Annotated in this window: 26 protein-coding genes; 19 read left to right on the top strand and 7 right to left on the bottom strand. The window is 53.0% G+C overall.

All coding sequences use genetic code 11. From position 1 onward, the window contains the following. Positions 1-69: 69 nt before the first annotated feature. The 4 genes from B051_RS20805 to B051_RS0103945 form a co-directional block, all read right to left on the bottom strand. Positions 70-858 (bottom strand): DUF5602 domain-containing protein, encoded by a 789-nt coding sequence (locus B051_RS20805; RefSeq protein WP_018476875.1) that lies wholly within the window; start codon positions 856-858, stop codon positions 70-72. A 36-nt stretch (positions 859-894) separates the two neighbouring features. Next, a complete protein-coding gene (locus tag B051_RS0103935) occupies positions 895-1,836 on the bottom strand; it encodes a Ppx/GppA phosphatase family protein (protein WP_018476876.1) in 942 nt (313 codons plus the stop codon). 86 nt (positions 1,837-1,922) lie between these two features. Beyond that, positions 1,923-2,717 (bottom strand): toxin-antitoxin system YwqK family antitoxin, encoded by a 795-nt coding sequence (locus B051_RS0103940; RefSeq protein WP_018476877.1) that lies wholly within the window; start codon positions 2,715-2,717, stop codon positions 1,923-1,925. A gap of 124 nt (positions 2,718-2,841) precedes the next feature. Further along, positions 2,842-3,735: a class I SAM-dependent methyltransferase gene (locus tag B051_RS0103945; RefSeq protein WP_018476878.1), complete on the bottom strand. Its 894-nt coding sequence runs from the start codon at positions 3,733-3,735 to the stop codon at positions 2,842-2,844. A 100-nt stretch (positions 3,736-3,835) separates the two neighbouring features. Here B051_RS0103945 and dapF point away from each other — a divergent pair, with 100 nt between their 5' ends. The 19 genes from dapF to B051_RS0104040 all read left to right on the top strand — a co-directional run bounded on the left by dapF (position 3,836) and on the right by B051_RS0104040 (position 23,307). After that, on the top strand, positions 3,836-4,621 hold the full coding sequence (gene dapF, locus B051_RS0103950; RefSeq protein ID WP_018476879.1) for a diaminopimelate epimerase: 786 nt from the start codon (positions 3,836-3,838) through the stop codon (positions 4,619-4,621). A 9-nt stretch (positions 4,622-4,630) separates the two neighbouring features. After that, positions 4,631-5,149 carry a GNAT family N-acetyltransferase gene (locus tag B051_RS0103955; protein WP_018476880.1) on the top strand — a complete coding sequence of 173 codons (519 nt, stop codon included), beginning with the start codon at positions 4,631-4,633 and terminating at the stop codon, positions 5,147-5,149. 227 nt (positions 5,150-5,376) lie between these two features. Continuing rightward, the gene (locus tag B051_RS0103960) at positions 5,377-5,886 is read left to right on the top strand and encodes an RNA polymerase sigma factor (protein ID WP_018476881.1); all 510 of its coding nucleotides are present in this window, start codon (positions 5,377-5,379) and stop codon (positions 5,884-5,886) included. Then, on the top strand, positions 5,880-6,464 hold the full coding sequence (locus B051_RS0103965; RefSeq protein ID WP_018476882.1) for a hypothetical protein: 585 nt from the start codon (positions 5,880-5,882) through the stop codon (positions 6,462-6,464). Before B051_RS0103960 ends, B051_RS0103965 begins: the two co-directional genes overlap by 7 nt. A 230-nt stretch (positions 6,465-6,694) precedes the next feature. Continuing rightward, positions 6,695-10,066: a preprotein translocase subunit SecA gene (gene secA / locus B051_RS0103970; RefSeq protein ID WP_018476883.1), complete on the top strand. Its 3,372-nt coding sequence runs from the start codon at positions 6,695-6,697 to the stop codon at positions 10,064-10,066. Between the two features lie 147 nt (positions 10,067-10,213). Continuing rightward, complete coding sequence (deoC, locus tag B051_RS0103975; RefSeq protein ID WP_018476884.1) at positions 10,214-10,882, top strand: deoxyribose-phosphate aldolase; 669 nt, start codon at positions 10,214-10,216, stop codon at positions 10,880-10,882. Further along, positions 10,866-11,375 carry a hypothetical protein gene (locus B051_RS0103980; protein WP_018476885.1) on the top strand — a complete coding sequence of 170 codons (510 nt, stop codon included), beginning with the start codon at positions 10,866-10,868 and terminating at the stop codon, positions 11,373-11,375. Before deoC ends, B051_RS0103980 begins: the two co-directional genes overlap by 17 nt. A gap of 100 nt (positions 11,376-11,475) precedes the next feature. Next, a complete protein-coding gene (locus tag B051_RS0103985) occupies positions 11,476-12,672 on the top strand; it encodes a M20 metallopeptidase family protein (RefSeq protein WP_018476886.1) in 1,197 nt (398 codons plus the stop codon). A gap of 11 nt (positions 12,673-12,683) precedes the next feature. After that, positions 12,684-13,478: a DUF2490 domain-containing protein gene (locus B051_RS0103990; RefSeq protein WP_169336192.1), complete on the top strand. Its 795-nt coding sequence runs from the start codon at positions 12,684-12,686 to the stop codon at positions 13,476-13,478. 147 nt (positions 13,479-13,625) lie between these two features. Beyond that, the gene (locus tag B051_RS0103995) at positions 13,626-14,132 is read left to right on the top strand and encodes an Hsp20/alpha crystallin family protein (protein ID WP_018476888.1); all 507 of its coding nucleotides are present in this window, start codon (positions 13,626-13,628) and stop codon (positions 14,130-14,132) included. Between the two features lie 178 nt (positions 14,133-14,310). After that, on the top strand, positions 14,311-15,804 hold the full coding sequence (locus tag B051_RS0104000) for a Do family serine endopeptidase (RefSeq protein ID WP_026236178.1): 1,494 nt from the start codon (positions 14,311-14,313) through the stop codon (positions 15,802-15,804). Between the two features lie 144 nt (positions 15,805-15,948). Beyond that, positions 15,949-17,526, top strand: coding sequence for an L-piperidine-6-carboxylate dehydrogenase (gene amaB, locus B051_RS0104005; RefSeq protein ID WP_018476890.1), 1,578 nt, complete (start codon positions 15,949-15,951; stop codon positions 17,524-17,526). Between the two features lie 309 nt (positions 17,527-17,835). Next, a complete protein-coding gene (locus B051_RS20810; RefSeq protein ID WP_018476891.1) occupies positions 17,836-18,408 on the top strand; it encodes an RNA polymerase sigma factor in 573 nt (190 codons plus the stop codon). Positions 18,409-18,420: 12 nt separating this feature from the next. Continuing rightward, positions 18,421-19,080 (top strand): hypothetical protein, encoded by a 660-nt coding sequence (locus B051_RS0104015; protein ID WP_018476892.1) that lies wholly within the window; start codon positions 18,421-18,423, stop codon positions 19,078-19,080. Further along, the gene (locus B051_RS0104020; protein WP_245539569.1) at positions 19,061-20,191 is read left to right on the top strand and encodes a hypothetical protein; all 1,131 of its coding nucleotides are present in this window, start codon (positions 19,061-19,063) and stop codon (positions 20,189-20,191) included. The genes B051_RS0104015 and B051_RS0104020 overlap by 20 nt, the downstream gene beginning before the upstream one ends. Positions 20,192-20,349: 158 nt before the next feature. Next, entirely contained in the window at positions 20,350-20,775 is a 426-nt protein-coding gene (locus tag B051_RS0104025) for a RidA family protein (RefSeq protein ID WP_018476894.1), read from the top strand. 30 nt (positions 20,776-20,805) lie between these two features. Continuing rightward, positions 20,806-22,620, top strand: coding sequence for a MutS-related protein (locus tag B051_RS0104030; RefSeq protein ID WP_157578616.1), 1,815 nt, complete (start codon positions 20,806-20,808; stop codon positions 22,618-22,620). 22 nt (positions 22,621-22,642) lie between these two features. Then, entirely contained in the window at positions 22,643-22,885 is a 243-nt protein-coding gene (locus tag B051_RS0104035; RefSeq protein ID WP_018476896.1) for a hypothetical protein, read from the top strand. A gap of 104 nt (positions 22,886-22,989) precedes the next feature. Further along, on the top strand, positions 22,990-23,307 hold the full coding sequence (locus B051_RS0104040; protein ID WP_018476897.1) for a hypothetical protein: 318 nt from the start codon (positions 22,990-22,992) through the stop codon (positions 23,305-23,307). A 93-nt stretch (positions 23,308-23,400) separates the two neighbouring features. Here the strand turns inward: B051_RS0104040 and tsf are convergent, their stop codons facing one another. The 3 genes from tsf to rpsI all read right to left on the bottom strand — a co-directional run bounded on the left by tsf (position 23,401) and on the right by rpsI (position 25,583). After that, entirely contained in the window at positions 23,401-24,234 is an 834-nt protein-coding gene (gene tsf, locus B051_RS0104045) for a translation elongation factor Ts (protein WP_026236180.1), read from the bottom strand. Positions 24,235-24,407: 173 nt separating this feature from the next. Further along, on the bottom strand, positions 24,408-25,175 hold the full coding sequence (gene rpsB, locus B051_RS0104050) for a 30S ribosomal protein S2 (protein ID WP_026236181.1): 768 nt from the start codon (positions 25,173-25,175) through the stop codon (positions 24,408-24,410). 21 nt (positions 25,176-25,196) lie between these two features. Further along, positions 25,197-25,583 (bottom strand): 30S ribosomal protein S9, encoded by a 387-nt coding sequence (rpsI, locus tag B051_RS0104055; RefSeq protein WP_018476900.1) that lies wholly within the window; start codon positions 25,581-25,583, stop codon positions 25,197-25,199. Position 25,584: the final 1 nt, after the last annotated feature.

Consider the following 25,584-nt stretch of genomic DNA (forward strand, 5'->3'; position numbering starts at 1 on the left):
TGAGGTATCATAAAAGCAGGAGGGCCCGCAAGGTATAGCGGGCCCTCCTGCTTTTATTAGTGGCTGGTTCTACTTCAGCTGTAGCTTATCTATCGAGACGTTGTATTCTTTCTTCTGTGCATCATACCAGAAGCTATACCCGGTCGGGTAGTAAAGCCCTTTCTGCTGGAAATCGGCTGGCTGCTTCAGCTCGAATGCATCATCGGGTTTTGTGAGGAAGTACTCCAGCGTGTACATCGGCTCATAGAAAATCACTTTGCCATTGTAGGAGCCATAAATCATGGTTTGTGTGAAGGTCTGGCCATTCAGTTCTGGACTGTGCCTGTCTACCCAGTGCTTGCCCATTTGCGGCACATTCACCTGCACATCTATGTAATCGGTGGGCAGGAAGCGGGCGGCGGGAGCCTCTTGTATTTTCGGGTCAGATACCTCATCGCCAATCGCTTTGCGCTCCTCCGAACTTATCATATAGAAGTGGGCATCGAAGTGCGGCAGCTCGTAGAGGGCTGGTGGGTGACCCATCGGGTTCCAATCCATCACGACGTGCTTGAAGGGCGTCTGGCGCTTGATTTCGTCGGGCAGCTCCATCTCGTAGTATATCATGTGCCCATGCCCATCGGAGCCATCGTGCTGTGGCAGGCTCTTGATGGCCGTCTCTGACACGCTCACCCCCATGGCCGCCGGATTGCCATCGGCATCAAAGGTTGCCCAGGTATGCGCGGTACCTTCCCCGACCTGGATGCATTTGCCATACACGGTTCTGTTGGCCAGCGGCGTCTCGTCCTCGTCGGTGTTGCAGCCGACCAGAAGCAGAGCCAGGGAAAGAGCAGAGAGGAAACGCGGTAGAAATGTCGTCATGTGGTTTGCTGTTGAAGCAAGTAAATCAAATTCAGGTTATTTAAGTTCCTCCAGCGCCTGCTGCAGCACACCTTCTTTCAAGGCATAGGCCGACACGCGGATTTCTTTCAAATCGTATTGCTGGAGAATGAAGTCCACGAGGATGCTGGCCAGTACTATCATATCAACGCGCATCTCCAGCATACCCGGTATAGCCAGTCGTTCGTTGTGGGTTTTGTGGAGCAGCTCCTGGTGTACTTTGTAGAAATCGGCTACGGCAAGTGCAGAGGCGGCGGGTTGGGCTAGCTGGCGCGAGTTGTCGCCTTTGCTTAGCGCATCGATGTCGCAGAGGGTGTCGAAGGTACCGGAGGAGCCCACGAGTAGTGTTGGCTTATACCTTGCTACGGCTTCTGTCAGGGGCTGGAGCTGCTGGGTCAGGAAGCGCTTCTCGGCTTCCACGCTCGCGTCAGGTATAGGGTCCTGGTCGAAGAACTGGTCCATGAGGCGCTGGGCTCCAATCTCGAAGCTGCGTTTCCAGAAGATTTCCTGGTTGTTGCAGAGGATGAACTCCACGCTGCCGCCGCCAATGTCCATGAGCAGGGCCGTCTGCTCATCGAGCACGCCGGCCGAGCGCACGCCATAGTAAATGAGTTCGGCCTCGCGGTCGCCGTCAATCACCTCCACCTGTATGTCGGTTTGTTTGTAGATGTCTTTGATGAAATCCTCGCCGTTGCTGGCGTTGCGCACCATGCTGGTCGCCATAGCACGTACCGTCTCCACTCCATATTCATCAATCTGCCGCCTGAAATCCCGAAGCGTCTTCATAGCCCGCTCAGAAGCTTCCGGCGTGATGGCCCCTTTGCTGATACCACCCTGCCCGAGTCGCACCGGCAGCTTGGTTCTCACGAAGTCTGTGCGGTTACCACTTCCGTCTACCTCTGTGATGAGGAGGTGGAAGGTATTGGTTCCCATGTCGATGAGTGCGAGGCGTTTGGTCATAGGGGGAGGTGTTTTTATTGATTGTTAACGGACTTGGTGTAGACGATGTGCGAAAGCATAGTGTATACACGTGGTTGGGCTAAGGTTTATTTTTCTACTGCAAAAAATCTGTGCACAAAGGAAGAGCCATCCACCGTAGTCGTGTCATTCTCATGCTTTATGTTTTTGAAGACGCCCCTTACTAGATTTTGACCCACTTTGCTAGGTTTGACCTTGTAAGTGAACATCTTGTTAGTAGTTGATCTTAATGTGTCTCCACGAAATTCTGCATTCGGACTCTCAATGACTAGATACACTTCTCCCTTTAAAGGGGCAGCCAATAAAATGTCGACTTGATACGTTTCATTCAGCCTAACCGTGTCGTTGCTTTTATTAAAGTAAGGCAATAGTGAGCTGGCAAGTTTCTCATTGTCTTCGCTTCTAAACTCATAGTAGTAAGGCCTACCTTCGTTGGTGTAGTAATTCCTCCTCGTTATCTTTCTTTCATTGTCATGAAATACCTCCACGCCTATGGGGTAATCAGCCCTGTAATTGCCGAAGTATATAAGTCTCCCTTGCTCATCATACTCTTTATTTGGTCCGTTCAACTTCCCGTTTTCAGCATGTGCAATTTTAAAAGTGCCGCCGGACTCATAGTATTGCCTAATTTGACCGTGCTTCACTCCGTTTTTGTACGGCATCTCAGCCTTTACCATTCCATTCCTGTGATAGAGAGTTGTCAGGCCGGACTGAATCCTGTTTACAAATGCTGCTCTTAATTTAATCCTTCCATCATCATAGTGCTCTTCGACTAGTTCGTGTTCATTGGGAGAGCAAGAGATAAAACAGCCAACCATGATGAAGAGTAGGCAAGCCTGTATAGCTGTAAAAGGTATCTTCAAGTAAATTTTATTTTTATAATTCCAATTTTAGCCCAAATAGCAACTAAACGGAATAAACATACGCTTTTTTGTCGATTTTGACAGATAACCGTAATCGTTCAGCCGAATATGCTTCTACAACAGATTACCTCCCCACCGAACCGAACCGAAAGAAAGTCCCCAGCGGCAGCTTGCGCTCCCCTCTATCGTGCAGGTATATCTCACCTAGTTCTTCGTTCTGTATCTGTTCCCCGAAGGTCAGGCGCATCAGGTTGTCCAGAATAAGGGCCGAGAAGCCGAGGGAGTAAAGGTTTATCACCAGGAAAAAATCCGTCTTGTCGAGCATCTGGTGGCAGAGCTTGATGAGTTCGTTCAGTTCCTCCTCCAAGTGCCACTTTTCGCCGTTCGGGCCACGGCCGTAGGCGGGCGGGTCCAGGATGATGCCGTTGTAGGTGTTGCCGCGCTTCACTTCGCGGCGGGCGTACTTCATGGCATCTTCCACAATCCAACGCACGTTGTCAAGGCCGCTGGCTTCCATGTTGTCGCGGGCCCAGAAGTTGACCTGCTTCACCGAGTCGAGGTGCGTCACGTCGGCGCCGGCGGCTTTAGCAGCCAGCGTGGCGGCACCGGTATAGGCGAACATGTTGAGCACCTTCGGCGTCTTGGTTTTCAGGCCGCGGGTTTTGTCGAAGATGAACTTCCAGTTGCTGTCCTGCTCCGGGAACAGGCCCACGTGCTTGAACGAGGAGAGGCCCAGCCGGAAGCGCAGCTTCAAATCGTTGTAGCGGTAGTCGATGTACCACTGCTCCGGCATTCCTTTTTTGAGCTTCCACTGGCCTTTCTCCTGGCTGCCTTTGTCGCGGGTGAACACGGCCTGCGCCATGCGCTCCCACTCCTGCTCGGGCAGGTGCTTGTCCCAGATGGCCTGGGGCTCGGGGCGCGCCACGTAGTAGGGGCCGAAGCGCTCCAGTTTTTCGAAGTTACCCGAGTCAACCAGTTCGTAGTCAGCCCAGTTTTCTGTTGTTAAAAAGGAATACATATATTTGCTGTTTGTTTCCGGCTCGCACCAGGCGCAAATTACGAATTATAAGCCGGGCCTGAAAATCGCACGTACCAGCTGTTTTAATTGTTTCTAGAATATGCCACTTAGCTTTTACAAATACCAGGGCACCGGTAACGACTTCGTGATGATTGACAACCGGAAGCTCACCTTTCCTGCGGGCGATGAACAGCTGGTCAAGAGCCTGTGCGACCGCCGCACCGGCATTGGGTCTGATGGGCTCATCCTGCTGCAGGACCACGCGGACTATGACTTCGAGATGGTGTATTTCAACGCCGACGGCCGCCTGGGCTCCATGTGTGGCAACGGAGCCCGCTGCACCGTGCGCTTCGCCAAGCAGCTGGGCGTGATTGAGGACGTAGCCTACTTCCTGGCCGCCGACGGCGAGCACCAAGCCACCATAGAACGCGACCTGATACACCTGAAGATGGGTGATGTGACCAGCGTAGAACGCATTGGCGATGACTATTACCTGAACACGGGCTCTCCGCACTACGTGCGCTTCGTGGGCGATGTGCAAAACCTGGATGTGTACGCCGAAGGCCGCGCCGTCAGGTATAACGCACGCTTCGAGGAGGTGGGCACCAACGTGAACTTCGTGGAGCGCTTGGGCGATGACAAAATCCATGTGCGCACTTACGAACGCGGTGTGGAAGACGAGACGCTGTCCTGCGGAACGGGGGTGACGGCCTGTGCCCTCATCGCCGGGCTGGAAGGGGCGGAGAGCCCCGTGTCGGTGAAGACGCCAGGCGGCAACCTGCAGGTGACGTTTGAGCAGCACGGACCCGGGTTCCGGTACATCTACCTCATAGGTCCGGCCAAGCTGGTGTTCTCGGGCACCGTTCCCATCCCGGAGAAGGTATAGCCGCTACCTATGTTCCTGCGTTCCGACCACACCTGCCTGCGCGCCCTGGAGCCTACTGACCTGGACTTCCTCTATACCCTGGAGAACGACACCTCCGTCTGGTATTTGGGCAATACACTCACGCCTTACTCCCGGTTCGTGCTGGAGCAGTACCTCGAGAACGCCGCGCTGGACATCTACACCATCAAGCAACTGCGCTTGGTCATCTGCAACCTTAACCAAGAGGCTATCGGCGCCATCGACTTGTTCGACTTTGACCCCTTGCACCGCCGCGCAGGTATAGGTATTGTGGTGGCAGCGCCTTATCGAGGCAAGGGTCACGCCGCCGAGGCGCTGAACCTGCTGCTGGGCTACTGCCAGCATACCCTGCAGCTGCACCAGGTATACTGCTCCGTCACAGCCACCAATCATAACAGCATCAAGCTGTTCAGGAAAGCCGGCTTCGAGGAGGTAGGCGTTCGCCGTGAATGGCTGCGCAAACCCGATGGGAGTTGGGACGATGTGGTGGAACTGCAGCGGGTTTTTTAACTGCTATTGCTTTTGTTGATGTAGGAGGCGCCGCACAAGCGCCTTTATTTTTGCTCCCTGCAGCAGAGTATAGGTATGCAGGAGCAACAGCCTATCTATACCTGAATCCAATCAATCTTTCCTGAAGGCTATACCTGCCTTTCGCAGTATCCTTAAAAAATTCTCTTTCTGCTGTCATATTTTCCTGTCTGTCTTAACTAATATTATAGAAGACAAGAAAAGCACCTATGGCTACGAAACAGGAGGACCTCTTTCTGACAGTTTTGGAATCTTACAAGGACAGGCTCTACCGCGTGTGCAAGTCGTACGCCAAGGGCTCAGATGAGGCGCAGGACCTGTTCCAGGAGGTGGTGCTGAACATCTGGAAATCGCTGCCTGGTTATAAAGGTCAGGCCGGGCTCAGCACCTGGATGTACCGCATTACGCTGAATGTGTGTCTGCAGGCAAGGTATAGACAGGACAAAAAACAGGCGCGTACGCTGCGGCTGGAGAGCATTCACATGGAGAAGACACCCAGCGAGGAGTTCGACGCGGAAGAAGAGGAACGGTACAAGGCGCTGCATCAATGCATTCAGCAGCTGAATGACTCCGATAAATCCGTCATCGTCCTTTTTCTGGAAGACCTGCCCTACAAAGACATTGCTGAGATTACAGGCCTCACGGAGAACCATGTGGCGGTCAAAATCAAACGGATTAAAAGCAAATTGTTCACCTGCATCACCACGGAACTATGTTAGACGAAGAACTGAAAAGAATCTGGAACGCCTCCACGCAGCAGGAACGCGTGAAACTCGACCTAGCCCTGTTGTTGCAGGATGTGGACAACCAGCTGCGCGCATTGGATAGAGGCATAAAATTCAGGAACGTCCTAGAGATTGGTGTGGCTGTATTTCTGCTGCCTATGTTCCTGATTTCAGCCGTTTTCATACCTTTCCTTTTGTCAAAAATTGGCTCAATCATACTGATGGGCTTCTGTGCCTTTCTTATCTACAAGCTAAAGAAAGTAAGGGCCCAAAAACCTAAGGATGTTGCGCTACCATTGAAAGAATACCTGCAGGAGCAACGCCTATACCTGCAGCAGGAAATGCGACTGCTGACTACGGTCGCCTATTGGTACATCGCTCCCTTTGTGGTAGGCATGAGCCTTTTCTTTATCGGGTTTGCTGAGATAGGGGCTGAGGGCTTGTGGCTAAAAGTAGTTGGAGCGATTGTGTTGGGAATTGTCATTTACTTCCTAAACCAGTGGGAGCTGAATAGGCGGCTCAAGCCCATGCTCGAGAAACTGAACCAAACCATCAGTAGCCTGCAGGTATAGTTACCCTGCCGTTTCTGCCACTATGCCACAACTTTCCCTTTGTGGCATAGGAATTTACGCGGCCTGCGCTTTGTTGGGAGAATATGTGTGCCCCGTCGGCAAATATGGCAGACGGGCTATACTTCTGCTAATCTGGTATTGTTTTAGTACAGAACTTTAGATATATCAGAAAAACAGCTATTTTTGACGATATTGCAAACGCAGGATTTCATTTAAGAACAACAATACAGATGTTTGATTTTTTCGGTAAAACCGTTGCGAAACTATTCGGAACCAAATCCGACAGAGATATAAAGGAGGTTGTACCCTACGTATCCAAAATAAACGAAGAATACGCGAAGTTGGCTAGCCTGACTGACGACCAGCTTCGTCAGAAGACGCTCGAGATAAAAGGCATCATTGATGAGCGCCTAAAGCCTATCGACGATAAGATTGCCGCCCTGCACCAGCGTGTGGCCAATGAGCCGGAACTGAACATCGTGCAGAAAGAGAATATCTTCTCGGAGATAGACGAACTGGAGAAGGACCGCAACAAGGAGCTGGAAGTGGTGCTGATGGAAGTGCTGCCTGTCGGCTTTGCCGTTGTGAAGGAAACCGCCCGCCGCTGGAAAGAGAACGGCCAACTGGTAGTGACCGCCAATGAAATGGACCTGCGCCTATCCGCCACCAAGCCAAACGTGATTATTGATGGCACCAAAGCCATCTGGGCGAACAAGTGGATGGCTGCTGGAAACGAAATCACCTGGGACATGCTGCACTACGACGTGCAGCTGATAGGTGGCATCGTGCTGCACCAGGGCAAGATTGCGGAGATGGCCACGGGTGAGGGTAAGACTTTGGTGGCGACGCTGCCTGCCTTCCTGAACGCCCTGTCCAAGCGCGGCGTGCACGTGGTAACCGTGAATGATTACCTGGCCCGTCGTGACTCCGAGTGGATGGCCCCGCTGTTCGAGTTCCACGGCATCACCATCGACTGTATTGACAAGCATACCCCTAACTCCGAAGGCCGTCGCAACGCCTACCGCGCCGACATCACCTACGGTACCAACAACGAATTCGGCTTTGACTACCTGCGCGACAACATGGCGCGTGAGACCAAGGACCTGGTGCAGCGCAAGCACCACTACGCCATGGTCGATGAGGTGGACTCCGTGTTGATTGACGATGCCCGTACGCCATTGATTATCTCTGGTCCGGTGCCGCGTGGCGATGAGCACGAATTCTACCAACTGAAGCCACGTATTGCCATGCTGGTGGAGGCGCAGCGCAAAGTCGTGAACAACTTTCTGACGGAAGCCAAGCGCCTCATCAAGGAAGGAAATACACAGGAGGGTGGCCTGTCGCTGTTCAGAGCCTACCGCGGCCTTCCGAAGAGCAAGCCGCTTATCAAGTTCCTGAGCGAGACTGGTAATCGCGCCATCATGCAGAAGGTGGAGAACCACTACCTGCAGGACAACTCCCGCATGATGCCAGAGGCCGATGAGCCGCTCTACTTCACCATCGACGAGAAGCACAACCAGATAGAACTCACCGAAAAGGGCATTGACCTGATAACGGGCCAGGGTGAAGACCCGCAACTGTTCATCCTGCCGGACATCGGTTCTGAAATCGCCAACATCGAAAACGACAAGTCGCTGTCAGAAGAGGAGACACTGCATGCGAAGGAGCGTCTGATTGCTGACTTCCAGGAGAAGTCAAAGCGTGTGCACACCATTAACCAGTTGTTGAAGGCCTATACCTTGTTTGAGAAGGACACGGAGTATATTGTGACGCCTGACCACAAAGTGAAGATTGTGGACGAGCAGACAGGTCGTGTGATGGAAGGCCGTCGTTACTCAGATGGTCTGCACCAGGCTATCGAGGCGAAAGAGAACGTGAAGGTGGAGGATGCCACGCAGACGTACGCCACCGTTACGCTTCAGAACTACTTCCGTATGTACCACAAACTGTCAGGTATGACAGGTACAGCCGAGACAGAAGCGGGTGAATTCTGGGACATCTACAAGCTGGACGTGGTGGTTATACCTACCAACCGCCCCATTTCCAGAAAAGACGAGCACGACAAGGTATACAAGACCACCCGTGAGAAATACAATGCCGTAGCCGACGAAATTGTGGAGCTGACCGAGAAAGGTCGTCCGGTGCTAGTGGGTACTACCTCTGTGGAAATATCGGAGTTAATCAGCCGTATGCTGACGCTGCGCAAAATCAAGCACCAGGTACTCAACGCCAAGCTGCACCAGAAAGAAGCTGAGATTGTGGCCGAGGCTGGTAAGCCTGGCACTGTGACCATCGCTACCAACATGGCCGGTCGTGGTACCGACATCAAGCTGACGCCGGAGTCAAAGGCTGCCGGTGGTCTGGCCATCATTGGTACAGAGCGCCACGAATCCCGCCGTGTCGACCGCCAGCTGCGTGGTCGTGCCGGCCGTCAAGGTGACCCAGGCTCTTCCCAGTTCTTCGTGTCCCTGGAAGACAACCTGATGCGTCTGTTCGGTTCTGATCGTATTGCCCGTTTGATGGACCGCATGGGCTTGGAAGAAGGCGAAGTGATTCAGCACTCCATGATTACCAACTCGATTGAGCGTGCGCAGAAGAAGGTGGAGGAAAACAACTTCGGACAGCGTAAGCGCCTGCTGGAGTACGACGACGTGATGAACGCCCAGCGTGAGGTGGTGTACAAGCGCCGTCGCAACGCCCTGTACGGGGAGCGTCTGGAGCTAGATATCTGGAACATGATTTATGATATCAGCGAAGACATGGTGGTGAACTACAAGAACACCGGTGACTTCGAGAACTTCCAGCTGAACATCATCCGCGTATTCGGAATCAGCACCGCCATCACGGAAGACGAGTTCAAGTCAACGCCCGCCAACCAGTTGATGGAGCGCCTCTACAACGAAGCGCTGAACCATTACCTGACCAAGAATAAGCAGATTGCAGAGCAGGCTTACCCCATCATTGCCGATATCCACCAGAACCGTGGGCCGATGATTGAAAACGTAGCCGTTCCGTTCACCGATGGCAAGCGCCAACTGGCCGCTGTGTCTAATCTGACCAAGGCCTATGAGTCGCACGCCATGGAACTGATTCGTGCCATGGAGAAAATCATCACGCTGGGTACCATTGACCAGGCCTGGACAGACCACCTGCGCCAGATGGACGACCTGAAGCAAGTGGTGCAGAACGCGGTCTACGAGCAGAAGGACCCACTCTTGATTTACAAGTTTGAGTCATTCGAGCTGTTCAAGCGCATGATTGGCAAGGTGAACGAAGAGACGGTGTCGTTCCTGTTCCACGCCTATATTCCGGTGCAGGCTCCAGAGCAGGTACAGGCTCCGCGTCCGCAGCAAATGCCAAAAGCGCCTGTGCTGCACGAGCAGAAAGAGGAGGTGCATTCTTCTTTAGAGGGAAGCAACGGCTCCACTTCCATGCCAGCTCCTGAACCGGAGCGCATCATGCCGGCCCACTCTCAAAAGTTGGCAGGTCGCAACGACCGCGTGAGCGTGCAGTACAACGATGGACGCGTGGTGAAGGACGTGAAGTTCAAGACCGTAGAAGAAGACCTGCTGCACAACCGCTGCGTATTATTGGAAGATTAATCAGGTATAGCCTCCTCCCGTTAATGGGGCGGAGGCTATACCTTTACAAAGCATTACATCAGAATGAAAAGGATATAGGAAGAGGAGAGTAGCCCTTGTCTTATGTCCTTTGTCTTTTGCAGATAATCCCTTTTGTCAAACGAGACTATGTCAGGAGAACTCGCCTCATACATTGACCATACCCTGCTGCGCCCTGAGGCTACCGAAGAACAGGTGCTGCAGCTTTGCGACGAGGCCCGCAGCTATGGCTTCGCGGCTGTGTGCATAGCCCCCTGCTATGTACAACTGGCAAAGGAGCGACTGGGGCCGGGCACGCAAGTGAAAGTGGCCACTGTGGTGGGTTTTCCGCTGGGTTACTACCACCCCAAAGTGAAGTTCCTGGAAACACACCAGGCCATAGAGGACGGAGCCAACGAAATAGATGTGGTGATGAACATCTCGGCTTTTAAGTCTGGCAAATACCAGGAAGTGGAGAATGAGTTGGGCGACCTGGCGAAGTTCTGTCACCTCAAGGAAGCCGAATTGAAAGTCATTATCGAGACGGCGCTGCTCACCAAAGAAGAGATTGAGAAAGCCTGTGCCATCTGTGCGGCCGCCGAAGTGGACTTCGTGAAGACCTCAACGGGTTTTGCGGCCAGTGGCGCCAAAGTGGAGGACGTGCAGCTGATGCGCCGTGTGTTGCCCAACCATATCAAAATCAAAGCGGCGGGAGGCATCAAAACATTCCCTGATGCCCAGGCGTTAATCCAGGCAGGAGCCGACCGTTTAGGCTGCTCCGCCAGCATCCAAATCGTAAAGCATGAACAAAGCGCTTAACCTATTCCTCTCCCTCATCATTCTGTTTTCTGCCGCCTGCTCACCCTCTGCCGGAGCCCGCAAAGGCACCACCGACGATACCCGGGCAAAAGCCAAGGTGCTGGAGGACCTGAGCGTATACCGGCCTAAATACCCAGTGGAGGAAGCCGGTACAGCCGCTGCCCCGGTCACACCCACTGCCCATGTAAACGATAAGGTGGCGGTACTGCTGGACACGGTTGCCAGCGTGAATAAGAACATCAAGTATGCGCAAGGGTATAGGATACTGGCTTACAACGGCTCAGAGCGTCAGACGGTGATGAACCTGCGCAAGGCTATCATATCCCGTGTGCCGGAGCAGAAGGATTACTTGACGTACCAGCAGCCTAACTTCCGCCTTAAGATAGGTGACTACTTCAGCCGCATAGAGGCGCAGCAAGTGCTCAATCAAATTCAGGACCTGATTCCGAACGCGCAGATAGTCCCGGAGCAGATAAACATCCCCAAGAACTAGCCATACCGGACAGGTATAGGCACAAGGCGTTGTGGCTGCTTCGGTGGCTGCAACGTTTTTTATTTCTATATTGAGTGGCTTTTGAGCCATAAGCATACCCATGAACCACCTGAAGCAAAAGATAAAAGACCTGGCGAAAGCGTACAACCACGACACAGTAGGTATACGCCGGCACATCCATGCCCATCCGGAGCTGTCCTTTGAGGAGCACAACACGGTCGCCTATGTGGAGCAGGTACTGCAAAGCTATGGCCTGGAAACTACTCGTGTGGCAGAGACGGGCGTGGTGGCCTTGATACAGGGAAAGAACCCTGACAAGAAGACCATCGCGCTGCGCGCTGACCTGGATGCCCTTCCTATTGTGGAGCAGAACCAAGTGGCGTACAAATCCCAGAAAGAAGGCGTGATGCATGCCTGCGGGCACGATGCGCATACTGCCTCCTTGCTGGGAGCGGCCCGTATTCTGCAGGAGTTGTGCGGGGAGTTGGAGGGAACGGTGAAGCTGGTGTTCCAGCCGGGCGAGGAGAAGTTTCCGGGAGGAGCCTCTGTCATGATAAAAGAGGGGGTGTTGCAGCAGCCGGCGCCAGCGGGCATCATCGGACAGCATGTGTTCCCCATGTTGCCGGCCGGGAAAGTTGGTTTCCGTTCCGGTATGTACATGGCCAGCGCCGATGAAATCTACATCACCGTGAAGGGCAAAGGGGGACATGCGGCGCTGCCGGAACTGAACGTGGACCCGGTACTCATTTCGGCACACCTGATTGTGGCCCTGCAGCAGATTGTCAGCCGCCACGCCAGCCCTAAAACGCCTACCGTGCTGTCGTTTGGCAAAGTGGAAGCCTTGGGAGCGACCAATGTCATACCCAACGAGGTGAAGCTGGAAGGAACCTTCCGCACTATGAACGAGGCCTGGCGCAAGGAGGCGCACCAACGCATACGCAAGCTAGCCGAAGGGCTCTGTGAGAGCATGGGCGGCAGCTGCGACATCGACATCAAGTACGGCTATCCTTTCCTGCAGAACGACCCTGCCTTGACAGGCCGTGCCCGCGAGGCCGCCGAGGCATACCTAGGCGCCGAGAACGTGGTGGACCTGGACCTGTGGATGGGAGCTGAAGACTTCGCCTACTATTCGCAGGAAGTGGCGGCCTGTTTCTACCGGTTGGGTACCCGCAACGAAGCCCGCGGCATCACCTCCGGTGTGCATACCCCTACGTTCGACATAGAGGAATCGGCGCTGGAAGTGGGCAGTGGCCTAATGGCTTGGCTGGCGGTGCAGGAATTACAGGCGCAATCTTAGCAAACATGTTTATGAAGAAACTATACCTATTACTTCTTTTGGCTACCGGTTCTTTGCTGGCCCAGGCACAGAGCAAGATATCGGCGCCTACCGCCCTTTGGCCGGAACTGCAAGTGAGCTACGGACTGGGGGAGAGCGGGCAGCTGTTTCTGCAGAATCAGTACCGCATCAACACCGATAGGCGTTACAACGACTTGAAGCAGAGCGGCTTTTTGAGCAATTTCGAGCGGATTCAGTTGGCTGTCGGCTATGAGCATACCTTCACGGAGCGCTGGCGGGCTGGCGGACTCTTTCGCTATGCCCTCGAGGACTTCCCCGAGACCTCTTTTCTCACAGGCTATCTGCGGCACACCGGCAGTATCAAGAGCCTGTTCTTCACCAAGCAGCTGATGCTGGAGTACATCAAGCAGGAGGAACGGGACGCTTATGGGCGCGGACGACTGATGGCCGAGTTGGGCAAGCGGCTGTCCCTTGGCTCCAGGTTCATCACGCCTTCTCTTTCCTATGAACTGTTCGTGAACAGCCAGCTGGGGCAGGCGGCCTCCGATGCTGAAGAGCGCACTATTGACAGAACCCGCCTGCAACTCAACTTTACCTATGAGCTGACGGAGAAGCTGCGCATCAATCCCTACTTCCTGCGGCAGACGGACTATTACTATGTGCAGGTGCCCCCAAAGTATGACGAAAATGAGGTGCTGGTAGAGGAAGGATATATCACCAAGCGCAACCGCATCTCTCCAGTCATTGGGCTTCAGATTAAATATACCCTTAATACCCTGCCTGTTGTGGGCAGCTACACCTACTAGTGAATTGAAAAAATGTCAGGAATGGCAGGTATAGGTATACACTGTGAATGACATTTTTTCAGGATATTCTAAAATTTTGCGGTTGGTATGCTTTTTACTGTACCTAGGTTGAATCTGATTGTGTAACAACATAAAAAGGAGGTAGCTATGGTACTCAGAAGATATAATGGTCTGCAGAACGAGATGCCGCAGACTTTCAGTTCAATGCTCGACAGGTTCTTCAACGAGTCTGTCAACACCAGAGGGATGTCTGGGTTCACCCCTCATGTGGATGCCTGCGAAACAGACAATGGCTATGAGATAGAACTAGCCTTGCCAGGCGTCAGCAGAGACGACATTGCCATCGACTTCCAGGAAGGTAAACTGACCATATCCGGAGAACGCCGATTTGAGAAGCAGGAAGAAGGACGCCGTTACCAGATGCTGGAAACACAGTATGGAACGTTCACCCGTACTTTCTACATGCCTGACAACGTGAACCCTGACAAGATACAAGCGCAACTGCAGGATGGTATCTTAAGGGTGACCGTACCCAAAGATGAGCATAAGACCATGAAGCGTCAGATTACCATCAGCGGGGGCGAGGAGAACAAAGGCCAGCAGAAGCAGAAGCGGGTAACGACTACTGCATCAAATGGCAAAGACGAGAAGTAAGCATGTAAGACAAAGAAGAGAAGAGGCCACGAAACTGGCCTCTTTTTTGTTATAGAAATGTTAAACTATAGCAATTACCTTGACCAGGTATACTGACGTATAGTATATTAGCGTTAAAGGTATGTAATATAGATTATCCTTAATATTAATTGATAACCCCACTTTAAGCGTTCAATACATGAAGACTAAACAGTTTATCGTTGGCCTTACACTTTCAGCCATGTTGGGTGGTGGTGTTGCGGTAGGTAGCTATAAGCTGCTGGAGGACAACAGCCCTCAGGCAAACCAAGTGCAAGAGCAGTACCCTACCGTGCGCTATACCAGCGACATGCGCAGTAGTTCAGCCGTAGTGCCGGAAGGCCTTAATTTTATCAAAGCAGCCCAGGTGTCTACGCCGGCCGTGGTGCACGTCATGACGGAGTACACCGTTCGTTCTGCGCAGCGCAGTACCACCCCCATGGACCCGTTCCTGCGTGAGTTCTTTGGCGATGGCTTCGGTGAGCGGGTGCCTCGCGGACCACAGATGGGCTCTGGCTCTGGTGTCATCATCGCCTCCAATGGTTACATCGTCACCAACAACCACGTGATTGACAGAGCCGACAAAATAGAAGTAGTGCTGGATGACAAGCGCAAGTATGAAGCCACACTGGTTGGAACAGACCCTACCACTGACTTGGCCCTGCTGAAGATAAACGCCGATAAACTGCCTGTTATCCGTTATGGCAACTCCGACGACCTGCAAGTAGGGGAGTGGGTGCTGGCCGTGGGCAATCCTATGAACCTGACCTCTACCGTGACGGCAGGTATCGTGAGTGCCAAAGGACGTAACATCAACATTCTGCGCACCAACCAGGACAGAGACTTGAGCATCGAGTCATTCATCCAGACAGATGCGGCTGTGAACCCAGGCAACAGCGGTGGCGCGCTGGTTAACCTGAACGGTGATTTGATAGGCATTAACACAGCGATTGCCTCCCAGACGGGTTCTTTCGCGGGTTATTCTTTTGCGGTTCCTTCCGCCATCGTGAGCAAAGTGGTCGATGACCTATTGAAATACGGCGAGGTGCAGCGCGCCTTGCTGGGTGCCACCATACAAGAGATTGATGCCGCCTTCGCCAAAGAGAAAGGGTTGAAGACGCTGGACGGTGTATACCTGAACACTGTGGAAGAAGGTGGCGCGAAGGAAGCCGGCCTGCGCGCAGGCGACGTTATCACGGCCATCAACGATGTGAAGGTGGGTCGCACTTCGCAGTTGCTGGAGCAGGTAGCCCGCTATCGCCCTGGCGACAAAGTGAAGGTAGAATACCTGCGCGACGGCAAGTCCCGCTCCGCTAACGTGACGCTGAAGAACGCGGAGAACAGCACGACCATTTCTAAGCGTAGCACAGCCGATGCTGTGTCGTTTGACGGAGCCACTTTTGAGCCGTTGAGCAAAGCCGACATGAACCGTCTAGGTATAGATGGCGGCGCCAAAATCGCAAACGTGGAGAAGAGCAAGTTCCGTGACACAGGTATGAAAGATGGTTTTATCATCACCAAGATTGACAAATACCCTGTGAACGTGCCAGCCGATGTGGAGAAGCACCTCAAGAATTTTGATGGCGGTGTTGTATACATTGAAGGCGTGTATCCGGATGGCCTGCGGGCATATTACCCTATCGGCAAGCGTTAATAGCTGAACTGGCAAGTATAGGAAGGCTTCTGCAGAATTGCAGAAGCCTTTTTGTTTTTATAGATTTGAAAAAGGCCTATCTTCAGGGTATAGAGCCCGAAATTTCGGTTACGTAAAACAACAGTCATACTTAACAATAGAATCATGAAGCAAACCATAGAGGAACTGCCTTTGACCAAGGCCATCACAGATGTGCTACAGCAGTTGGGCATCAAAGAGGTGAACCCTGCCTACAGCACGGGCCTGCAGTGGGGCGGCCAAAGCAACCCAATTACCCGCGACATACACTCACCCGCTGATGGCAACTTCATAGCCACCGTGAACATGGCCACCACCGAGGATTATGAGCAGGTGGTGAGGCAGGCCGAGGAGGCTTTCAAGGTATGGCGTACAACCCCGTCCCCAAAACGAGGCGACGTAGTGCGCCAGATTGCCAACAAGCTGCGCGAGCACAAAGAGGCGCTGGGCAAATTGGTGAGCTATGAAATGGGCAAGATATTGCAGGAAGGCCTGGGCGAGGTGCAGGAGATGATTGACATCTGCGACTTTGCCGTTGGCCTGTCGCGCCAGTTGCACGGCTATACCATGCACTCGGAGCGTCCGCAGCACCGCATGTACGAGCAGTACCACCCGCTAGGTATAGTAGGCGTTATTTCAGCCTTCAACTTCCCAGTGGCCGTGTGGAGCTGGAACGCCATGCTGGCAGCCGTTTGCGGCGACGTGACCATTTGGAAACCATCTGAAAAGACACCGCTCACCGCCATTGCCTGTCAGCACATCATACGAGAGGTGCTGGCTGAGAACGAACTGCCGGAAGGCATCTTCAACCTGGTGATAGGCGATGCCGAAATCGGAAGTCTGATGGCACACGATACCCGCGTCCCGCTGGTGTCGGCTACGGGCTCTACGCGCATGGGCAAAAAGGTAGGCGAGGCAGTGGGAGCCCGCCTGGGCAAATCGTTGCTGGAGTTGGGCGGCAACAACGCCATCATCATCACCGAACATGCAGACATCGAGATGGCACTGCGTGCCGTGGTGTTCGGGGCCGTGGGCACCTGTGGCCAGCGCTGCACCTCTACCCGTCGCCTGATTGTGCATGAGAACGTGTATGAGCAGGTGAAGGAGCGTCTGCTCAAAATATACCCGAACCTGCCGATTGGCCATCCGCTGAACACCACTACGTTGGTAGGTCCTCTGATTGACAAAGATGCCGTGAAGGCCTTCCAAAATGCGCTGCAGGAAGTGCAGCAGGAGGGCGGCAAACTGCTGATTGGCGGCGATGTGCTGGAAGGCGAGCAGTATGCCACCGGCACTTACGTGACGCCTGCTATTGTGGAGGCCGAGAACCATTACCACATGGTGCAGGAAGAGACATTTGCGCCTATCCTATACCTGATTCGCTACAGCGGCGAGGTGGAGAACGCTATTGAGATACAGAATGGTGTAAAGCAAGGCCTTTCCTCCTCTATCTTTTCTAGTAACCTGCTGGAGACGGAGGCTTTCCTGAGCCACTGGGGCTCCGACTGCGGCATTGCCAACGTGAACATCGGTACATCAGGTGCTGAGATTGGCGGCGCCTTCGGCGGGGAGAAAGACACAGGCGGAGGACGCGAGTCCGGGTCTGATGCCTGGCGAATCTACATGCGCCGCCAGACCAATACCATCAACTACAGCCGTGAGCTGCCACTGGCGCAGGGCATCAAGTTCGATATCATGGACTAAACCAGCAGCCAAGATGGCACCAGACACCAGACTTGTGACCGTCTAAGAAGCTGAAAGTTACAGCACATACAAAAGCCAGCCCTTTGCCGGGGCTGGCTTTTTTGTGAACATACCCTCTCAACTGGTAAGAACACGCTCAGCAAAAGGCAGCAACGGCATTTTATAGAAAATATTTTGCAACTTCATGCAACCTCGTGAATTTGCTTTTGTCTTTAGTGCAGATAGGATGAAGGGAAGCAAAGGAATAAAACTGATGAACTAATGTAAGATGGCCACGGCCGGCAGGTGAAAACGTCAAATCAACCCACTTTGGAAAAAAGCAGCTACCAGGATGTGAACGCTCAGGTTGTGCAGCGCTGCAGGGAAGGTGATAACCGTGCCCAATACGAGCTGTATAAGCTGTACTCCAAAGCGATGTTTAGCGTGAGCATGCGCATCACCAACGACTATGCCGAAGCCGAGGACGTGTTGCAGGAGGCTTTCATCAGTGCCTTCAAAAACCTCCATACCTATAAATCAGAAGCTTCATTCGGGAGCTGGCTCAAGCGGATTGTCATCAACGCGTCAGTCAACGCCGTCCGAAAGCGCCGCTCCGAGCTGGTGCCGTTGGAGGACAGGCTGGCAGGTGACATAGCCGATGAGGAGTACGACGACGATACCGAGTGGCAGGTGGAGAAGGTACGGAAAGCCATCCAGCGCCTACCTGACGGCTATCGGGTAGTGCTGAGCCTATACCTGCTCGAGGGCTTCGACCATGCTGAGATTGGCGAAGTGCTAGGTATAAGCGAGTCCACCTCCAAGTCACAGTACAGCCGGGCCAAAAAGAAGTTACTGGAAATCATGCGCGATACACACTATGTGGCCAAGCCACGGAGCATATAAAGAGGAGCAAAGATGGAAGATAGATTAAAAGAATTTGTGAACGAGAACCGGGAGGAGTTCGATGTGTTTGAACCCAGGCCGGAACTGTGGCAGGAAATCTGCAGGCAGATGCCCAAAGCTCAGGAGAAGCCAGTGACAGCCCGCAAAGAAGCCAAGGTCATCAGCATCAACTTTGGAGAGCTGCTCAACTTCAACGCCGACTTCATGTTCATGCGCGTGGCCGCTTCTATCATTCTGCTGCTAGGGTGTGGACTGACGCTGCTGCTCGTGAAACAGAACGTGCCAGCTAACACCGGAGCCACCATGGCAGCAGCCACTGAACAAGCCGCATTGAGCCAGATAGCACCTGAACTGGTCGAGGTCGAGGCCTACTATACCAACCAAATCAAGAGCAAGCGCGAGGAACTGAGCGACTACGACATGAAAGTGCTGGGGCTGGATGAGGCCAAGGAGATAGACTTGGAACTGGCCCGCCTCGACAGCAGCTATACCCAATTGAAGACACAACTCTACACCACCCCTAACACAGACCAGGTGATGGGGGCCATGATCCAGAACCTGCAGATACGGATTGAGGTCCTGAACCGTCAGCTGGAAGTGCTTAAGCGAATAGAACAATTGAAGAAAGAAGACATTACTGAACCCGACTACAATGAGACCACTACTATTTAACTCTCTACGCCACCTAACCTGCCTGCTGGCTCTGCTGCCCCTGTTTGCCGCCGCCCAGCCAGACACGCCCGCAGGGCCCTGCCCACCTGATGCACCGTCACCCGCCCCGGTACCGGCTCTACGGGCAGAAATGCTGCCTCCGGTTCCGGGCCCTCCACCGGCTTTTATCGAGCAGACAGGTCCCAGCCCGCAACCGACCTGCAACCAGACGGCAGAGGACGCCGCTGCCTACGATTCCGAGCGAAGCAAGACCTACGAGAAGACTTTCAAAGTGAATAAATCGGATGTGCTCAGCGTGGAGAATAAGTTTGGCAGAGTGCACGTGAACACCTGGAATCGCAATGAGGTACAGGTGAAGGTAGATATCATCAGCCGTGCCGGGACAGACCAGGCAGCCCAGGAGCTTCTGAATAAAATCAGCATAGCTGACAGCCGCAGCGGCAACACCATCTTGGTCAAAACCCAGTTCGAGTCTTTCAAGAGCCATGGCGGCAACAGAAGCTTCGAGATTAACTACACCATCAACATGCCCGAAGAAAATGGGCTGGCTGTGAAGAACAGTTTTGGGGACGTATACCTGGCTGCCCTAAAGGGGAAAGTGGATGTGAACGTGCAGCACGGCACGCTGAAATCCGATAGGCTGGGCAATGCCTCCAACTCCGTCAGGATAGCCTACGGCTCAGGTCGCTGCGCCTACATCAACGGGGGGCAGGTAGACATCTCCTACTCTAACATGAACCTAGGCGGCACCAACGGCATCCAAGGCTCCTCTAAGTTCAGCGACTTCAATATAGGCACCGTCGCGGAGACACTGGACCTGGAGCTGAAGCACAGCACTTTCCGGGTGGACAATATCAGCAAAGGGGTCCGCAAAATCAACGTGGCCAGTGGCTTTACACCTATCTCCCTGCATTTTGAAGACAACACTACCTTCGACTTCGATGTGAATGTGCAGTTCGGCGATTTCAAAGTAGACAGGGCCCTGGTGAATTTCACCACGTTAGAAAGAGGCCATACCTCAGCGGAATACAAAGGGAAATTCGGGTCGGCATCTCCCAAGGGCACGGTCAACATTGTTTCGAAGTACGGTGATGTGCGGTTCACGCGGTAAACTATAGCCTCCGCACACCCAGAACAGAAATTGTTATACTTGTGTTTGTTTCAGGTGAAGAGAGCCGGCTAGTGTAGCCGGCTCTCTTTGCTTTGGCTTGTCTTGATAGGAGCGCAGGCTTTCGCGTATAGGCAAGGTATAATTTTCTATATTTGGGTATGGCAAACGAAAAAGACATCCACAACTCCTCCAAAGCCCCCGAGCCGGTGGGGCTATACCCGCATGCGCGGCGCGTGGGCAATCTGCTGTTCCTGTCAGGCGTGGGGCCGCGGGAGCGTGGCACAAAGCAGATACCGGGCGTGGAGCTGGATGAGGCGGGTAACATCACCGCTTACGACATCGAGGCGCAGTGCCACTCCGTGTTCCGGAACGTGCGCTACATCCTGGAAGACGCCGGTTCCAGCTGGGAGAACCTGGTGGATGTAACCGTCTTCCTGACGAACATGAAGGACGACTTCGCCACCTACAACCGCATCTACGCCGAGTATTTCAAGGATAACCAGCCCTGCCGCACCACAGTAGAGATAATCAAGCTCCCAACCCCCATCGCCATTGAGCTCAAGTGCATCGCCACCATTGGGTAGCAGCATATGCGTGATTCAACCAATCCATACGTGAACGAAAGAGAAGACGAATTCAAGCAGCAGGCCGCGGCCTACGCGGTGCAGGAAAAGCGGGCGGCATCCAAATCAACAACCGTATCGTGGCTGCGTGTGCTGGTGTTCCTGCTAGGGGCAGGTATAGCCTGGTACTTTTTCAGTGCTGCCAACATGAGCGCCGGCTTCCTGAGCGTTGTGGCGTTTTACATCCTGTTTGTGCTGGTGATGCGCTGGCACAGCCGCCTCGACTACAGGTATAGGCAGCTTCAGTTGCTCCACCAATTCAACCTGCATGAGGTAGAACGGCTGCACGGGCGCCTGAACCAGTTTGATGGCGGCCACAGCTTCCGCGATGACCACCATCCCTATACCTCCGACCTCGACATCTTTGGAGGCGACTCGCTTTTTCAGCTCGTGAACCGTTCCGTGACTAGCCTGGGCAAGCTCCGGCTGGCGCAGTGGCTGCGTCTAGCTGCCCCGGCTCCGGAGGTGTTGCGCAGGCAGGAGGCGGTGGCAGAATTGGCTAAACCCGAAGGGCAGGAGTGGCTGCAGCAGGCGCTCGTCAAGCCCATGCATTACAAGCACACCGAGAGCCAAAACAGCCAAGAATTCTTTAGTTGGCTCCGACAACGCGACTTCTACAAGCAGCACTCACTGCTGAAGATGCTGGTGTTCCTGCTGCCGATACTCACGCTAGCGGCTATCGTGGCTTGGTTCTATGGTTACTCCGGTTACATCGCGGTGGCTTTCCTGGCGGTACAGTACCTGGTGGGATTGCGGTTCCAAAAGGTGCGGGACGAGTATTACGAGACGAGCATCGGCATGTACGAGGCCATCCAAAGCTATACCGACCAGCTGCGCCACATCGAGGGCCATACCTTCCAGGCGCCGCTCCTGGCGGAAATCAAAGGCAGATTGCAGCAAGGCGACACCCGCACCTCCGTGGCCATCGGCAAGTTGGCCACCATCATCGACTACTTCTCGTGGCGACTGAGCACGTTGATGAGCTTTTTCCTGAACACCATCCTGATGTGGGACTTCGTGTGGATTTACCGGCTGGAAAGCTGGAAGTCGCAGCACCTGGACCAGGTGGAGGAGGCGCTGGACCTGCTTGCGGAGTTTGAGGCGCTGGCCAGTATAGCCGCTTTCCAGTATGCGCATCCGCACTTCGCCATACCTGCTTTGAGCACCGCGCCGTTCGAGTTTGCTGCCGAGCGGCTGGCCCACCCGCTCATCTTCTCCGTGGACCGCATTGCCAATGACTTCGCCATGCAGGGGGCCGGCAAAACGATTGTGGTGACAGGCTCCAATATGTCCGGCAAAACGACTTTCCTGCGTACCATCGGCATCAACATGGTGCTGGCCTTCACCGGGGCACCAGTGTGTGCGCAGCGTATGGCTGTGGCCCCCATGCAGGTATACACGGCCATGCGCACGGCTGATAACCTGGCCGAGAACACGTCCTCCTTCTATGCCGAGCTCAAGCGCCTGCGTATCCTCCTGAACATGACGGAGCGGCAGGAGCCGGTTTTCTACCTGCTCGATGAGATACTCAAAGGAACCAACTCCCGCGACCGCCACGCGGGCGCTATGGCCCTGATACGGCAGCTGCATGACCGCACCGCCTCTGGTCTCATCTCGACCCACGACCTGGAGCTGGGTGCCATGGAACAGGAACTGCCAGGCAGTGTGGAAAATTATAGCTTCAACAGCACCATCGAAGGCGACAAAATTCTGTTTGACTATACCCTACAGCGAGGCATTTGCCGTAGTTTCAATGCCAGCAAGCTCATGCAGCTGATGGGCATAGCCATAGAAGACACCGTATAAACCAACACATATAATAAACCTGATGAGAGTAGTAGCCGATATCCCCAACCCGCACGTGAAAATCACGCTGCATTCCTACAACGGCAAGTATATCCTGAAGCTGGAAAAAGCCAATCTGGAGCAGATTTACAAGATTGAGGAAACGGAAGTGATGGGAGATGAGGGCGCCATGGCCCTGCTGGATGAGGATTTCATTGAGGCCGTAGTGAACCGCTTCGTGGACATGCGCGATGCCTTCGTCTCGACGATGCGGCGGAACGCATAGGTATAGCGGGAGCGGTTACTGATTACTTGCAAAGAAGCAGAGATATAGTATTGCAACTATACTTTGTAGCGCAGAGACTAAAGAAATCTAATGTAATCCGACCAATGAAAAAGCTCCTTCTGCACAACGCGCTCATACCTCAGATTCTAATCTATGGCGGATTAGCGCTCATCATATGGCCTTCCATGCTGCGTTCACTCGATGTGATGGCCTATGGAAGTACTGCCAGTTCCGTTTTCCTGTTTGTCGGCCTTTCGGTCACGCTTGCCGGTGTTGTCTTGCGCTTATATCAGCAGCATCAGATGGGGCAGTCTGAATTAAGGAGCTATATTCTCCGCTTCGCGTTCGGTATAGCCATAGTGGTTGTTTTGATGCTGACTGGTTTGGTTCGAACACCGTCTTTCCTGCAGAATCTGTTTTAAAGCAATATGCATGCTATACCTGTGTTCAAGGTATAGGCAAACAAAAAAGGCTCTGATTTCTCAGAGCCTTTTTCAATATAATAGCTGATTGAATTAACCGATGGCTACACGCTTGAACTCAGTTACAGTCAGGCCTTTGCTTGTCTTGTCAAGCAGCTGCGTGATTGTCAAAGATGGGTCCTTCACGAACTCCTGGTTCAACAGGGTGTTCTCTTTGTAGAACTTGTTCAGTTTGCCCTGAGCGATTTTCTCCAGCATAGCCTCTGGCTTGCCTTCCTGGCGCGCCTGCTCTTTGCCGATTTCAATCTCACGTTCGATGGTGGCAGCGTCAACGCCGTCTTTGTCCAAAGCGATTGGCTTCATGGCAGCGATTTGCATCGCGATGTCCTTACCAACTTCGGTCACGTCAGTGCCGCTTGTGTTGTTCAGGCCTACCAATACACCCAGTTTGCCGTTAGAGTGGTTGTAAGCAACTACCTTCTCAGCATTCACAGTCTCGTAAGAAACCACGTCGATTTTCTCACCGATTTTGCCCATCAGGTCTGTGATGTGGTCCTGCAGGGAGCGGCTGTCCGCCTGAGTGGCAGCCAGCAGTTCTTCTTTAGAAGAAGCGTTTGTAGAAACAGCTGTCTCCAGAACGGTTTTAGCCAGGTTTCTGAAATCCTCTACTTTTGATACCGGCTCAGTTTCGCAAGCAAGTGCTACTACTACGCCAGTAGCACCATTGTCGCTTACGCTAGTCAATACAATACCCTCAGAAGTAGCGTTGTCAGCACGCTTGCTGGCAATCTTCTGTCCTTGCTTACGCAGAATATCTTTAGCAGCTTCGAAGTCACCCTTGGCTTCTGTGAGCGCTTTTTTGCAATCCATCATACCTGCACCAGTTTCCTGGCGAAGTCTGTTAACGTCTTGTGCTGTAATAGCCATCTTTCTTTAATTAAGAATTATGAATTGAGAATTACGAATGTTCTTGTAGGGATTATCAGGGAGTTCGTTATCAGTCTTTCGTCCTGTGCCTCTCCTATGCCCTAAAACAAACTGAACATTGAAGCAGCTGTGCCCAATGTTCAGTTCGTTTGTAATGCAATATGAACGAATGCTTATTGTTCGTCAGCTTCCTGCTTCGCCTTGATGCCTTCTTCTTCAGAACGCTTGCGCTCAGTCTCTTCTTTGTCCACTTTGCGCTCAGACAGACCCTCTTCAATCGCCTTACCGATGATAGACACGATAAGAGAGATTGACTTTGAAGCGTCGTCGTTAGCAGGGATTGGGAAGTCAACCAGCTCTGGGTTAGAGTTGGTATCGCAAACCGCGAATACAGGCAGGTTCAACTTCTGAGCTTCTTTCACAGCGATGTGCTCACGCTTCACGTCCACGATGAACAGCGCAGCTGGCAGGCGAGACAGGTCGGCAATACCGCCCAATACACGCTCCAGTTTCTCACGCTCACGAGAAAGCATCAGACGCTCACGCTTTGCGATAGCCGCATAAGCTGTGTTGTCTTTCACCATCTTGTCGATGGTAGACATTTTCTTGAGTGACTTACGCACAGTGGCGAAGTTCGTCAGCATACCACCCAACCAACGGTCGGTTACGTAAGGCATTTTCAGACGACGAGCTTCTTCAGCTACGATGTCCTGCGCTTGCTTTTTGGTAGCTACGAAAAGGATTTTACGACCAGACTTGGCGATGTTCTTGATAGCCGAAGAAGCTTCCTCAAGGGCAACCAGTGTCTTGTTCAGGTCAATGATGTGGATACCGTTCTTCTCCATGAAGATGTACGGAGCCATTTTCGGATCCCACTTGCGGGTAAGGTGGCCAAAGTGAACACCTGCCTCAAGTAATTCTTTATAATTAGTACTTGCCATGTTGTTGATACACCTTTAATATTAACGTTTACTGAACTGGAACGAACGACGCGCTTTGCGCTTACCGAACTTCTTACGCTCCACCATACGAGGGTCTCTGGTTACGAACCCTTCTTTGCGGAGTGCTGATTTAGTCTCGGCGTTCTCTACTACCAGTGCTTTCGCGATAGCAAGTCTAAGTGCTTCAGCCTGGCCGCTTACACCACCACCTTTTAGATTAGCAGTAACATCGTACTTGCCAATAGCTTCTAAGGTTTGAAACGGCTGATTCACAATAGTTTGCAGTACTTCGTCAGGGAAGTATGCCTTGATATCTTTACCGTTAATAGTGATATTCCCTTGCCCGGCCGTCATGTAGATACGAGCCACCGAGGTTTTTCTTCTACCAGATGTATTGATAACTTCCATT

It is taken from the genome of Pontibacter roseus DSM 17521 (assembly GCF_000373265.1).
Classification (GTDB): Bacteria; Bacteroidota; Bacteroidia; order Cytophagales; family Hymenobacteraceae; genus Pontibacter; species Pontibacter roseus.

Bases quoted from the DNA above. Each gene is read 5' to 3' on its own strand.
- B051_RS20805 (WP_018476875.1), bottom strand. From the start codon at position 858: ATGACGACATTTCTACCGCGTTTCCTCTCTGCTCTTTCCCTGGCTCTG.
- B051_RS0103935 (WP_018476876.1), bottom strand. From the start codon at position 1,836: ATGACCAAACGCCTCGCACTCATCGACATGGGAACCAATACCTTCCAC.
- B051_RS0103945 (WP_018476878.1), bottom strand. From the start codon at position 3,735: ATGTATTCCTTTTTAACAACAGAAAACTGGGCTGACTACGAACTGGTT.
- dapF (WP_018476879.1), top strand. From the start codon at position 3,836: ATGCCACTTAGCTTTTACAAATACCAGGGCACCGGTAACGACTTCGTG.
- B051_RS0103955 (WP_018476880.1), top strand. From the start codon at position 4,631: ATGTTCCTGCGTTCCGACCACACCTGCCTGCGCGCCCTGGAGCCTACT.
- B051_RS0103960 (WP_018476881.1), top strand. From the start codon at position 5,377: ATGGCTACGAAACAGGAGGACCTCTTTCTGACAGTTTTGGAATCTTAC.
- B051_RS0103965 (WP_018476882.1), top strand. From the start codon at position 5,880: ATGTTAGACGAAGAACTGAAAAGAATCTGGAACGCCTCCACGCAGCAG.
- secA (WP_018476883.1), top strand. From the start codon at position 6,695: ATGTTTGATTTTTTCGGTAAAACCGTTGCGAAACTATTCGGAACCAAA.
- deoC (WP_018476884.1), top strand. From the start codon at position 10,214: ATGTCAGGAGAACTCGCCTCATACATTGACCATACCCTGCTGCGCCCT.
- B051_RS0103980 (WP_018476885.1), top strand. From the start codon at position 10,866: ATGAACAAAGCGCTTAACCTATTCCTCTCCCTCATCATTCTGTTTTCT.
- B051_RS0103985 (WP_018476886.1), top strand. From the start codon at position 11,476: ATGAACCACCTGAAGCAAAAGATAAAAGACCTGGCGAAAGCGTACAAC.
- B051_RS0103990 (WP_169336192.1), top strand. From the start codon at position 12,684: ATGAAGAAACTATACCTATTACTTCTTTTGGCTACCGGTTCTTTGCTG.
- B051_RS0103995 (WP_018476888.1), top strand. From the start codon at position 13,626: ATGGTACTCAGAAGATATAATGGTCTGCAGAACGAGATGCCGCAGACT.
- B051_RS0104000 (WP_026236178.1), top strand. From the start codon at position 14,311: ATGAAGACTAAACAGTTTATCGTTGGCCTTACACTTTCAGCCATGTTG.
- amaB (WP_018476890.1), top strand. From the start codon at position 15,949: ATGAAGCAAACCATAGAGGAACTGCCTTTGACCAAGGCCATCACAGAT.
- B051_RS0104015 (WP_018476892.1), top strand. From the start codon at position 18,421: ATGGAAGATAGATTAAAAGAATTTGTGAACGAGAACCGGGAGGAGTTC.
- B051_RS0104020 (WP_245539569.1), top strand. From the start codon at position 19,061: ATGAGACCACTACTATTTAACTCTCTACGCCACCTAACCTGCCTGCTG.
- B051_RS0104025 (WP_018476894.1), top strand. From the start codon at position 20,350: ATGGCAAACGAAAAAGACATCCACAACTCCTCCAAAGCCCCCGAGCCG.
- B051_RS0104035 (WP_018476896.1), top strand. From the start codon at position 22,643: ATGAGAGTAGTAGCCGATATCCCCAACCCGCACGTGAAAATCACGCTG.
- B051_RS0104040 (WP_018476897.1), top strand. From the start codon at position 22,990: ATGAAAAAGCTCCTTCTGCACAACGCGCTCATACCTCAGATTCTAATC.
- tsf (WP_026236180.1), bottom strand. From the start codon at position 24,234: ATGGCTATTACAGCACAAGACGTTAACAGACTTCGCCAGGAAACTGGT.
- rpsB (WP_026236181.1), bottom strand. From the start codon at position 25,175: ATGGCAAGTACTAATTATAAAGAATTACTTGAGGCAGGTGTTCACTTT.
- rpsI (WP_018476900.1), bottom strand. From the start codon at position 25,583: ATGGAAGTTATCAATACATCTGGTAGAAGAAAAACCTCGGTGGCTCGT.